This window comes from Rickettsia helvetica, assembly GCF_963970025.1.
Classification (GTDB): domain Bacteria; phylum Pseudomonadota; class Alphaproteobacteria; order Rickettsiales; family Rickettsiaceae; genus Rickettsia; species Rickettsia helvetica.
On record NZ_OZ018776.1, the window covers coordinates 1208537 to 1221333 of the forward strand.

A 12797-nucleotide genomic window follows, 5' to 3' on the forward strand; every position below is an offset into this window, starting at 1 on the left:
ACCTCGATTAAACCTAATGTTTAAGTTGAGGTCTTATGCACACTATATGCTGCTCACATTTCACTCCTGATTGTGTAATCCATAATCATAGTGATAAAAATTCAATAATTTTCTATAATTTTGTTGGTAATTTTATCCCTCCTGAATGGAGTACTCTTTCCTCTCATAATGGTAAGATATTAAGCAAAACTGCAAGACAACTGCTATCCCTAATAGTCTTCCGTATGCAAATCTACTACAATAATAGTATCGATGAACTTCAAGAAACTTATCACTTCTTTGAAGAACATTTGGGAGTTTTTCAAGAACGTGTCAGACAGTGTCTAATTGAGTTAAAAAAGAGTGGCTTTATCGAATTTTATAAAGCAACAATAGTTAAATATGGCATTAAATGCCGTAATACTCCTTGTATTAAGCTAGCCAGAAATTTCCAACCTACTTCTAGCAAAATACCTTCTGAAAATGAAAAAAATTTTGTACCTACTCCAAAAAACTTTGGGGTGAAACCCAAAGAAATTTTGCCTCAGCCCCAAAAAAGTTTGGATGAGACAATATATATAGATAATAATAAAAATATATCTAATAAATCTAGATCTAGCGAATCTACAATTTTTCAAAATAAAAAAAATGAATCTAATTACAATAGCCAAACTCAGTTACAAGAACAAAAACCTGAAGCAAATTTACAATGCAATGTTATAAAATCAATCAATGATGAACAACAAGGTGATAATATCAGTTCATCTAGTGCTAATATCACAACAGGTGCTACACGAATTAATACTGCACTGCAAGCAGTTATTGATAACATTTCTAAAAAATATAATCCTACAGAATCAAGTAGCAATAATGCTGCAATTACTGCTACTAATCATAAAAGCTGGTTCAAAAGAAAAAAATTAGCAGATTTTTATCCATTAAGCCAAGAAGATGCTGATTTACTACAAGTAAAATCAAATAGAGAATTTAACCTAGATTTTATCAACAAATTGCTCTTAAAGCTTGCAGGAGAATATTCCAATCACCATTTTGCTCATAAGAAAGTCCTACTGAACTATGGCTAAAGCTTTAGCTCATGAGTTACGTGAAACTACTAAAGCTAATAATGCTACATTTCAGTTTAAATCTAGCGACTTAAACAACGCTAAAGAGCAATACCTAGATAAGATAGAAAGTGGCCTTGATACTAGCTTGCAAGCTCAGCTAAAACGTAAAATTGTTGGTAGTTTTGATCCTGATTCAGCTTATAAATTACTAAGCTCCTGCTTATTTATTGGGGTAGTAGGTAATAGCTATCAAATAAAACTGCTTAAAAATATTACGCTTTCAGAAAATGCACAAGATAAAATACTACAGCAAGTACAAATGATCTATGGCAGTAGTATTGAGAAGTTGAAAATCATACAATTTGCTGAGCTTGAAGCGAAGCAGAATAATACTGAAGATGAAAAACAAAATTATCTACTGCAGCTAAGAAAACAATTAAATCCTGATTCAATATGGTATAAAGTGAGGAAATTTCTCATTGAACGTTATAACCAATATATTGATTTTGGGGTATTAAGTAAATTAGTAGTGGTAGAGGAAGATATAGTCACAACAAGGTAATCCTCAAATCAACAACGGCTTTTAATGATTACTATGTTAGAAATCGTCATATGCAAGATCTAGAAGAAGCTTTTAAGACTCAAGATTATTGCTTTGAATTAATCAAGTTTGAATATAACTAAGCTATTGTGGTAATTGATAATTTGTAATAACTACTTCATCAGATATTTTATTGTGCTCAGGCATAGAATATTTAACCTTAATAGTACTAATATTAAAATTTTTGTATAAGTTTCTAATAAAGGGAGTATTACTATTAGAAACCATTATTTTAACACCTTTATCATTGAGTTCTGTAGCAAAATCTTTAAGTCTCGTTTGCTCATTTTCATCAAAGGGTAATCTGGTATAAAACTTCTCACCTGATTTATGATAAGGAGGATCAAAATAAACAAAATCACCTTTTTGTGGTTCAATGAAAGAGAAATCTATAGCACAAATATATGTACCAGTAAGTAAGCTGCTACATTTCTTTAGTCTAGATGCAATATCAGATTTACTATAATTTCTACCAGAGAAAGTTTGAGCTGGTTTGCCATCAATATTAATCCGGTAAATACCTTTAAATGAATATCTATTAAGATAAATAAATCTTGCAGTAATTTTTATTGGATCACTACTATCATTATTAGCTCTCACTTGATAATAATGCTCTTTAGAGTGTTTTGTTTTATGTGAGTCTAGTAATTTACTAACCGCATCAGGATTTGTCTTAACTGCGTTATAGGACGTTACTAGCTCAAGGTTAATGTCAGATAAATAGCATTGTTTAAATTTATCTCGTACATGAAAGAATAGCTCCACCACCAAGAAATGGTTCATAGTAGTTGTTTAGTCTTTCAGGAATAAATTTAACTAATTGATCAACGATTTTTCTTTTACCACCCACCCATTGCAGGAATGGTTGTGGTTTATCTAAGTTCTTTACTGACATAATTTGTTATTTATCTTTATTTTCTACTAAAGATTATATCAGAAAAGAGGCTTAAATGCGAGTAAAACAGCATATTCAAAAGGATTTTAGTATTTATTATAGCATCACTTAGTGTTATTTTTATCTATGTATAATTGATAAAGAATAGGGCTAACAAATATTATATTTTAAGTCTGTCTCATTTGTGCAGCTGTTTGCCCAATTGTATAAAAACCTGTCACAAAAGCTCTTAAATCCTCTGTACTTCGTAGAATTGTGGTGATATCTGTCCTTGCTAAGAGCGGCCGTGGTGCAGTTCTAGTTCAGAGGTTAAACTAAAAACTACAAAATTTTATCTCTTTAACCTCTGAGCTGTTTTCTTAACTTTAACAGCAAGGAAATGTTATGACAATTAATAATCAAAATCAACCAAAAGATAATCATAATCTTACTAAAACAAATTGGAATCTTCAATTATCTCCCATATCTGTCACATTAATACCATATCAGCAAGAAGAGAATATCATTAACTCGACGATCACAAATTATACTGATATAATTAAATATAAATTAGAATTACAAGAAGCAAATAATAAATTGAAAGAATCTGAGTTATTTAAAAGAGATGTAGTTCAAAATATAGTACATGGATTAAAGATTCCATGTAATGGGATTTTTTCATTAGTAACAGCTCTTTATGAAGTAGAAGATAATCCTGAAAAAAAGGATTATTTAGCTAGTGTGGTAAGTTGTGCTGAAGAATTACTAGATTATTATAACAATATACTTAGTTATCTACAGAATAATTCTGGACTACCTCCTATAGTTTTAAATAAGTTTGATCCAAAACAGTTGGTAAATAAGATTATTGATAAAGCGATGCCAATAGCTCAACGTAAGGGATTAAATTTATCTTGTAATTTTCAGTATGATTTAACAAATGCTATAATTAGTGATACTTATCGAATAGGGGCAATATTAGAGCAGTTAATAGATAATTCTATTAACTTTACTAAAGAAGGTAAAGTTGTGGTAACAGTGAACATGTTTGCTATTAATCCTGCATTGTCAGAATCAGAACAACAAAACAGAGAAATGGTATTCCAATTTATGGTGCATGATAGTGGTGTTGGTTTGTCTAAAGAAATCAAGCAACATCTTCATGAAAAGATTGATAAATTTGATGTTGCTGCGCAATATCATGGACTTGGATCAGGATTAAGTTTTGTAAAGCGTCTAATTGGTGAGTTAAATGGAGAGATTGAAGTAACAAGTGAAAAAGGTAAAAGTACTACTATTGTCTGTAATATACCAATTAAGTTACCTCTTCTTGATGATCTGATTTATGATACATAATGTTGATATTGATAAGGTTTTGATGATTATGCATTAATTAACAATAATGATTTTCTTGATTATTGCTACAATTCTTACTAGACTTCAATAAATAGTAAGGATAAATCTAAATGATGTACAGTTAACAGCTCTTGAAAAAGTAAAAAACAAACGTGAAGCAAGCGGTGAGATTGAGAGTTTACATCCCGGTTATCTTGGTTCTCAAGATACCTATTATGTAGGGAATATAAAAGGTATAGGACGTATTTATCAGCAAACTTTCGTTGATACTTATTCTATTGCTATTTGTAAACTTTATACAGAAAAAACAGCTATAACGAGTGCAGACCATCTTAACGATAGGGTTATACCATTTTTTGAAAGCTATAATATTCCTCTGGTTCGGATATTAACAGATAGAGGAACGGAGTATTGTGGCAAGCCTGAGCATCATGCTTATCAGTTATATCTTGGTATTGAAAATATAGATCATTCTAAAACTAAAGCCTATAGTCCTCAAACTAATGGGATATGTGAACGATTCCACACAACTATGCAAGAAGAATGTTATCACATTTTATTCCGCAAAAAGTTTTATTCTACATTAGAAGAGCTACAAACTGATATAGATAACTGGCTTGTAGGTTATAATAATGAAAGAACTCATTCAGGTAAACATTGTTACGGTAAAACGCCAATGCAAACTTTTAAAGATTCTCTTTATATTGCAATTAATAAAAATATTGATAATATAGAGACAATATCAGACAACTTGACCTTAACTTATCAAGCTGCCTGATTACTCAATACTGTCAGATCAACTCCTAACTAGTACATTTAATGAATATATAAATAACCATACAGAAGCTCATCAACCAACTTCTATTTTTAATATTAGATTGGAATAAGCTTTAGCTTAAACTTTACGGCACTTCTAGTGCCTACCACCAACCTACCGGCTGAGAGCCGGTAGTGGTTGAGATTAATATCGCTGGTTCGGTTGGTCCTGGAAATTGTTTTGGCAATAACATTCGATGTTTTGATATTAATGCCTTAGTGAGACTAACATACATTTGGCACAATCTGTTATCACCTCTAATTATTGACTTGACTTCAATACTTTATTCAGCATTCATGATGAGTTTAACAATCAACATTATCTATATGAATAATCTTATAAAACGCCGATTATAATTGGAGCAAAAAAAGCAAAAATAGTTATGGAAGAAGCTAAAATAAAAATTAAAGAAAGAAAAGCTCGTACTCATCACTTAATCGAAATGGGTGGTTTAGTTGTTAAAGCCACACTTGACTGTTTGCCTGCTAATAGCTTACTTGGAGCTTTGATTTCTCTGCAAAACACGCTAATTCAGCAACCAACTATTCAAGATCAATGGACTCAAATGGGTAAGAACGCTTTTGATAATTTAACTTGATACTTAGTTATATTTCTACAGATACTCAGTTTAAAATTTTAGATTAACATATTTAGTAGGCAACATAATGTGTTAAAAATGGCGTAATGAATATTGCTTAATATACATGAAAATACAGCATATCAGAAAAATAATCAAGATATAACAATATCTTATTGCATTAGATATAAAACTGATTCATCATCATAGTAAGATATGAAGATTATATAGCAAATCTTGACTTCTACACGTTATGCTCACAGTCAATATCACTAAAAACCTTAGTTTAAAGCTGATGAATGTTTTATCCTTGATTTAAAATATTCTTCTGTGATCCATATAGACCAAGACAAAAAGCATTAGTGGAGCAGATGAACTCTATGATGCATAGAATTTTACCTCAAAATATAGATATTGCCACTGTAACACAAAAGCAACTTGATAATGTGAATGATATTGTAAATAACATACCGAGAAAGATTTTTGGCTATAAAACACCCAATGAAATTTGGGCAGAAAATTTGTAGGTTTCATGCTACTGAATCCTTGAATTTGCACCTAAGATTAAAGAGTAACAAATATGAAAAAAAATATTAAAGCACAAAAGAAGAGACAGGGTAAAGCACAAGGCGAGAGTTTTGAATTAGATCTAGCTACTTGGTTTTTAATAGATCAATATATTAAATATCAAGCACATAAGGCGTCTGATTATTCTTTTAATTTTTTTCCAGGATTTGATGATATTGAGAAATTAGAGGATATAGTTATCAGGTATGAAAGAAATGCACAAGAGCGAATAATCTTTGTTCAAGCAAAGCATGTACTAGAACCTAATCAGAATCTTACCGATCAAGCTCTGTTTTTACTCAACGGGGATTATAGTTTATTAATGTATTGCAATGCTTATCTTAAAGCGAAAAACAATCCAGATCTTTTACGACAAATAGAATATAAAAATTTAAATAGTAATGTAGAATTTAAGGATGTGGTAGAAGAATGTATTTTAGCAACCAGTAAGGGGGTTACCAGCCAATATTTGATAAAAGAAACAAATAATCAGAAATTAAATATTGGTAATAGAGAACTATATAAACCTCATAGTATAAAAAATGAACTAATAAAAGCGTTTAAAGCTGAATCAAAAGGTAATCAAGATAAATTAACTGAATTATGTAACTTAGATGCTAGTGAATTAGCAGAAGGTATTGACGAATTTTTAGGCAAATTAATATTTGTGACTAATTTACCACGCCAAGGAACTGTAGGGAATAATTTAGAGAATATTATAAAAAATGAACAAATTGGTGCTAAGATAAAAATTGGTGGTAAGCTATTAGAACAAGCTGAAATCAATGATTACTTTAATGCTCTTCAGTATTTAATCTTTAGAAGAAAGGGGGAAAATAAGACATTAATCACTCCTAAAGAACTAGATGAATTATTTAGTGATCAAAAGCAAAAACTAGATGAATTATTGATAAATAGAGCACATAGCAAAAAATTGGAAGCATTAGGTGTAAGTTTTACAGAAGAATCTATTAAAGATTTAAGAGATAATAAATTACAAGATTTTTTGCTTCCAGAGAAGAGAGTGCTAAATATAATAACATCAGGAAAAACAGCAAAAGTAGGCGCAGCGGATGTTTTACGAGATTTGCAAGCACTAAAAATGCAACAATTAACGATCCAAGATTTAGCAACATTACCAACGCTAGAAATGTTAACACAATCAATCATCCAACCGAAGACATCAAAAAATCAGTATACTCTTACCTTATTTAAGCAAAATGATTTGCATCTTGTGTTCATTGAAGGCACTATACGGCAAAACCTCAAGGAAACTCTAGAGACCATAATTAGTACAAAAGATTTCAAATTTAAAGCCATATTTATTAGTACGATTAACCTTTTAGAAAAAGCCAAAAGTAAAGACGCATTAAAACAAAATCCACTTTATAAATTTTTTGAAGATTTAAATAAAAAATCACTTTATGAATCTATAGCGTTAGAGCATGTTGCATATAACGTAACAATAAAGGAATTTATTACAGAGAAAAAGCAAATTTTGCCTTTGGTTTCCTTAGATTCGATGGAATTAGGTTATGCAAAATTAAATCAAATATTATGTGATCCCACTATGAACACAAATGATGTGCTTTTTATAGATTTAGATTCATTGCTAAAGAATCATAGTAAGTTTTTATCGATACTATCTAAATATGGTAAATTCGTTATTGAATGTAATACATCTATCGTAAACGCAAGTAATACAACATTACTATCTTCACTTTTGCAAAATAACGTCGAGGCACGAATCATTTTGCTCACTAAGCAAGGCTTTAATGTACAAGATATATTGCCAAATCAAGAAGCAGAATCTTATCCAATAAAACATAATTTTATAGATTTAATCCGAACAGACCAAGAGAATCTATTAACAAGAAAGCTGTTAATTTTTTTAGGAAATAAAGAAAAAATCAGTCTTAAAGAGTTAATGGGCATTAGTGATTTAGATAAATATTTATCAGATGCACAAAACCAAGATATCATAAATCAAATGATCCCTACAACAAAATTAGTAGAACTTATTAAGAATGAAGACATTAAGATAGGAAGTGATAGCACAGGTACAAGTGACTTAGTAGGGGCATATGCACAATTATATCAAGATATTAATATAGAAAGATTGATTAACAATTTATTATTAGACAAGGAGAATATCTTTGTGATTAGTGGTATTAATGGATCGAAGAAAAGTAAAAGTTTTATTGATAAGCTAAAAGCATTTGATACAGGGCTACAGGTTGATAATATCGACCAAAATCAGATAAGTGATTTTCATCCAGATACTAAACATAATACTAGAATATTACTAGATGATGATAAATTGCAAGAAAAGCATTTTAAACAATTATGTCTAGTTAATGAAAATAAGAAAATTTATTGGATTAGTCTCAAAGATGGCAGTGATAATGAATCACAATTTATTTTACAACAAATTTATAATCCTGATTTTTATGTAGATAGACAATTTAATCATTTTAAAAAAGTAATTATTAAAGAAGATATATATAAAGAGTTGCAAGTAAAGAGTCATAACGAATCGCAACAAAGAAGTGATATATTTTTATTTACTGGTATAGATAACCAAGACGATTTGTTAAAGCTTTTTCCAGCATACAGCAGAAAATTAATACAACAAAATATGAATGATGCTCATCCCAGAGTAATAGCAAAAAAGAGGGGTGAACTATCACAGTTTGATCAATTAGTAGTACAAAATAAAACCATTCATTGGTTAAATATAGAACAAAATAATGGTAATACACAGATAGTGTGGATTAAATCTCGTGGCACATTAGATAATTTGCGTAAATATATTAATAATGAAAAAAGTATTAAACTAACTTTAGACAAGGATTTTATTAACGATATAAAGGATAAACAGACTACCATCATCGCAGATGATCCAGGTATGGGCAAAACTACTAGTTTAACAAAATTATGTACATTACAATACGATTTAGGGTCTGAAGTCAAATCAATATTTCAATCACATTGGGTAATAAGCGTTGATCTAAAAGATCATATATCAACAATCGGCAGGATTAAGTCTTCTAATATTAAGATTGATGATATAATTAACTTATGCTTAGAATCTGATTCAGATCTTAACACGACATTCGCAAAAAAGATATTATTGTTTGCTTTTCAGAATACCAATTTTATAAAACCTATATTAATCAAATTTGATGGATTTGATGAAGTTTTAGATCAAAATATTAGAAATAACCTTATTTCATTAATGCAGTATTTAAAATATGATCCCAATGTCAAGAACGTCAAGTTTTGGATTACCAGTCGCCTGCATTATGAACAAACTTTAGAAAATAAATTATCAATATTTGCCACAAAATTTGAACCACTTAATGATCAAAAAAATAAAGAATTTATATATCAGTTTTTCAAAAACAGGTTGCATCTTACTTTAAGTAAGAAGCAGTTTAATGATACTTTTGGAGATAATGCTGCTAAGGTACATGAAAAGACAAACAAAGTCTCCAAATATGCTGAAGCGTTTCTAATCAAGATGAAAGATATATTTAAGGGTGATAATGCTAAATTTATTGGCACACCATTGCAGCTATATTTAATGTTAGAAATTTTTTTAGATCGTTTTATAGATTGGCTGAAAAGTGATGGTGATTTAGATATACATTTTAGTTATTTAGGTAATAATATAGCTGAGGTATATCACACCTTTATTAATAAAAAATATGAAACTTATTTTAACAAAAAATTAGTAAAAGAAGTATTAAAGCAGGAACAAGAGAAGATAATTTTTGATCAATATCACGCAAATTTTGCTAAATCATTAACTATACAATCAAAAGTACACAACAATTTAGCAAAATTTACAGATTTAATATTATTAGTCGGCATTATTAAATCTCAAGGTATCGGCAATAATATTGAATTTATTCATCCAACATTTAGAGAATATTTTGCTGCTCAAGCATTTACACATTGGGTAGAAAAAGAGCAACACAAATTATCGAATAACAAAAAACAAGAATATTTATTAACCGAGATTCTTATGCATCCATGTCATCAGATGATTCGTACCTTTTTCAATCACCACTTGTTAATAATAAGAACCCATTACCAATATAGTACATTAATAGAGTACGGAAAGAAAATAGAGGAGTTATGGAGCAAAAAATTATTACAAAATGATGAGGAGTTTATTTTATACATAACAGCACGAGAAGGTAATGTTAAGATTATTAGTTTTTTATTAGATAGTCTTATTGAGTATGCTAAGCATGATATAACTAAGAATTTTATTAATTTTGTAATCAAGGATGGTTGGACCGCACTGCACTGGGCTGCTAGAGCTGGTCAATTAGAAGTTGTACAGTCTTTGATAGAACAATACAAGGCTGATGTTCATGCTAAAGCCAAAGATGATTGGACAGTATTGCACTCCTCTGCTCAGTGTGGTGCGTTAGATGTTATACAGTACTTGCTGAAGCATATAAAGATTGACGCCGTCACCAAAAATGGCTGTACAGTACTTCACTTCGCTGCTCAGTCTGGTAAGTTTGAAACTGTCAAATTTTTGGTTGAGACAGGAGATGCTAAGGTTGATGCTACAGATAAGAATGGAAACACAATACTACACTTTGCTGTTAAATCTGGTAAGTTGAAAGTTGTACAGTACCTAGTAGATACGAAAGGTGCTGATATTCATGCTATAGCCAATGATGGAAGAACGATACTGCACTCTGCCGCTAAGTGTAGTCAAGCTGGTGCATTAGAAGTTATAAAGTACCTAGTAGATGAGAAAGGTGCTAATATTAATTCTACAACCAATGATGAAAAAACAATTCTTCACTACGCTGCTGGGTATGGTAGATTGGAGACTGTAAAGTATCTTGTGGAGGAGAAACACGCTGATATTCATGCTACTACCAATAAAACAGGTTGGTCAGTGCTTCACTCTGCCTGCTGCTTTGGTAAGCTGGAAGTTATAAAATACCTAGTAGATACGAAAGGTGCTGATATTCATGCTATAGCCAATGATGGAAGAACGATACTGCACTCTGCCGCTAAGTGTAGTCAAGCTGGTGCATTAGAAGTTATAAAGTACCTAGTAGATGAGAAAGGTGCTGATATTCATGCTATAGCCAATGATGGAGAAACAATTCTTCACTACGCTGCTGGGTACGGTAGATTGGAGACTGTAAAGTATCTTGTGGAGGAGAAACACGCTGATATTCATGCTATAGCCAATGATGGAAGAACGATACTGCACTCTGCCGCTAAGTGTAGTCAAGCTGGTGCATTAGAAGTTATAAAGTACCTAGTAGATAAGAAAGGTGCTAATATTAATATTACAACTAGTGATGGAAAAGGATTGAGTGACGTTGCCTCTAGTCAGGTGGAAGTTATACAGTACCTAGAAGCAAAAAATGTCAATATCACTCAAGATGCATTATCATCATCAGAGGCGTTTTCTGATGATGCTGTATTAATGGGAGTAACAGACTGATGTGTCTATAGTTTTGACGGACATACAACTTCACTTTATTCTATTCTCCCTTATAGTTTGCTCAACAGTTTACATCAACTAATCGATGATTATCCGATATATTCTATAGGATTTCATAATTGAAGATTACATCGAGGCAGTGTTGTTCTAATTGCCGAGCAATCTCAGGTATTTTTAAGTAAGAAGCTAATGCTAAAAATATCTGTAAAGTTTCCAAGGTTGTTTGCCAAATCTTGTTAAGCGACTTAGCCCTTACTGTCTGCATATTAGTATGCAGTCACTTAGTAATAATCTAAATAGTAATTTTTCTGAATAACAATCTGTAGGGCAAGAAATAGCACAAACTAAACACAATATGCAGCAGCTATAAGCTATAATATGCATTATATAGCACAAAACTCTGCCTCTATTGATCACAATTTAAATGAACCGGTATTAAATAGCATAATAGCAAAAAATATTCCTGGAGTAAGTAGTAAAGAACAAGCAGCTATGTGGGCTAATAATCATAGACAAGAAGCTGAGCAAATAGCCTTTAGATATAGCTAAGATTAATAATGACGCTATAAGATCTCCGAAGAGAAGCAACAGGAATTAGAACAAATAATAGTTAAACATTTATCAATAGAAGAAAAAGATAGTATTATGAGAACAATAGCACAAAAATACATAGATGAGGGAATTCAAATTGGTGAAATGAAAGGAAAAGCTGAGGAAAGAGTTGAAATAGCAAGGAAAATGTTATTCTAAGGTTGTGATTTTCCTTTCATTTCTAGTGTTACTGGTCTTGAAAAAGCTTTTATTCGTTCTTTATCGTAAAATATTGTTAATAGGATTTACTTTAGTAATAGTTTATTTTAAATCGATAAAATTCGCAAATACTCAATTAAAAAAAGATGTTTTTATAAAATTTTTTAATACCGTCTTAGTAACAAAGTTCACAATGCTAAATTAGCGATTTTAAGGGGTGTTATAATAAGATTTTTTGTGTTCAGGTAAAATTTCCCCCATATTAAGATCTTCTAAATTCATAATTTCAGATGGCATGACTAGTAATTTTTTCTTCTCAAGATGATTGATAAATAACGGAATATATTGGAGTAATTTAGAACCAGTAAACTTATTAAACCCTGATAGTGCCATTGATGCTATTAATTTAGGTGATGATACATTACTACTTACATATAATCGAGTAATCAATAATCATAAATCACGAAATATATTAAGTGTAGCTACATCCTATGATGAGGGGTTAAATTGGCACCCTATCACTATTAGAAATTCTATCTATCCTGAAGGGGATATAGAATATAGTAACATCCTATCTGAAGAATATTCATATCCTGCTATTATTATGAGTCCTGATAACAATGAAATTCATGTAATTATACATTTAATAGAATTAACCTAAAGCATAAAGTATTTCAATTACTACCAAAATAATCTATTCTATAAATAATCAAGTAGTATG

Annotated in this window: 6 protein-coding genes and 4 pseudogenes; 9 read left to right on the forward strand and 1 reads right to left on the reverse strand. The window is 30.5% G+C overall.

The window, feature by feature from the left end; genetic code table 11:
- Positions 1–35 precede the first annotated feature (35 nt).
- Positions 36–1730 (forward strand): annotated as a pseudogene (locus tag AB1146_RS07285) (hypothetical protein).
- 1 nt (position 1731) lies between these two features.
- Here the strand turns inward: AB1146_RS07285 and AB1146_RS07290 are convergent.
- Positions 1732–2542: pseudogene (locus AB1146_RS07290) on the reverse strand (DNA adenine methylase).
- Between the two features lie 384 nt (positions 2543–2926).
- Between AB1146_RS07290 and AB1146_RS07295 the strand changes: the two are divergent.
- The 8 genes and pseudogenes from AB1146_RS07295 to AB1146_RS07325 all read left to right on the forward strand — a co-directional run bounded on the left by AB1146_RS07295 (position 2927) and on the right by AB1146_RS07325 (position 12737).
- On the forward strand, positions 2927–3877 hold the full coding sequence (locus AB1146_RS07295; RefSeq protein WP_010422327.1) for a sensor histidine kinase: 951 nt from the start codon (positions 2927–2929) through the stop codon (positions 3875–3877).
- Positions 3878–3977: 100 nt separating this feature from the next.
- A pseudogene (locus AB1146_RS07300) lies at positions 3978–4655 on the forward strand (integrase core domain-containing protein); the annotation flags it as partial.
- 421 nt (positions 4656–5076) lie between these two features.
- A complete protein-coding gene (locus AB1146_RS07305; RefSeq protein WP_010422323.1) occupies positions 5077–5292 on the forward strand; it encodes a conjugal transfer protein TraD in 216 nt (71 codons plus the stop codon).
- Positions 5293–5651: 359 nt separating this feature from the next.
- A complete protein-coding gene (locus AB1146_RS07310; RefSeq protein ID WP_010422320.1) occupies positions 5652–5798 on the forward strand; it encodes a hypothetical protein in 147 nt (48 codons plus the stop codon).
- Between the two features lie 53 nt (positions 5799–5851).
- Positions 5852–11326, forward strand: a complete 5475-nt coding sequence (locus tag AB1146_RS07315; RefSeq protein WP_355403884.1) for an ankyrin repeat domain-containing protein — start codon at positions 5852–5854, stop codon at positions 11324–11326.
- A 378-nt stretch (positions 11327–11704) separates the two neighbouring features.
- Complete coding sequence (locus AB1146_RS08655) at positions 11705–11875, forward strand: hypothetical protein (RefSeq protein WP_010422311.1); 171 nt, start codon at positions 11705–11707, stop codon at positions 11873–11875.
- 18 nt (positions 11876–11893) lie between these two features.
- Positions 11894–12145: pseudogene (locus AB1146_RS08660) on the forward strand (transposase); the annotation flags it as partial.
- A gap of 256 nt (positions 12146–12401) precedes the next feature.
- Positions 12402–12737 carry an exo-alpha-sialidase gene (locus AB1146_RS07325; RefSeq protein ID WP_010422307.1) on the forward strand — a complete coding sequence of 112 codons (336 nt, stop codon included), beginning with the start codon at positions 12402–12404 and terminating at the stop codon, positions 12735–12737.
- The last annotated feature ends 60 nt before the right edge of the window (positions 12738–12797 follow it).

Bases quoted from the DNA above. Each gene is read 5' to 3' on its own strand.
- AB1146_RS07295 (WP_010422327.1), top strand. From the start codon at position 2,927: ATGACAATTAATAATCAAAATCAACCAAAAGATAATCATAATCTTACT.
- AB1146_RS07305 (WP_010422323.1), top strand. From the start codon at position 5,077: ATGGAAGAAGCTAAAATAAAAATTAAAGAAAGAAAAGCTCGTACTCAT.
- AB1146_RS07310 (WP_010422320.1), top strand. From the start codon at position 5,652: ATGATGCATAGAATTTTACCTCAAAATATAGATATTGCCACTGTAACA.
- AB1146_RS07315 (WP_355403884.1), top strand. From the start codon at position 5,852: ATGAAAAAAAATATTAAAGCACAAAAGAAGAGACAGGGTAAAGCACAA.
- AB1146_RS08655 (WP_010422311.1), top strand. From the start codon at position 11,705: ATGCATTATATAGCACAAAACTCTGCCTCTATTGATCACAATTTAAAT.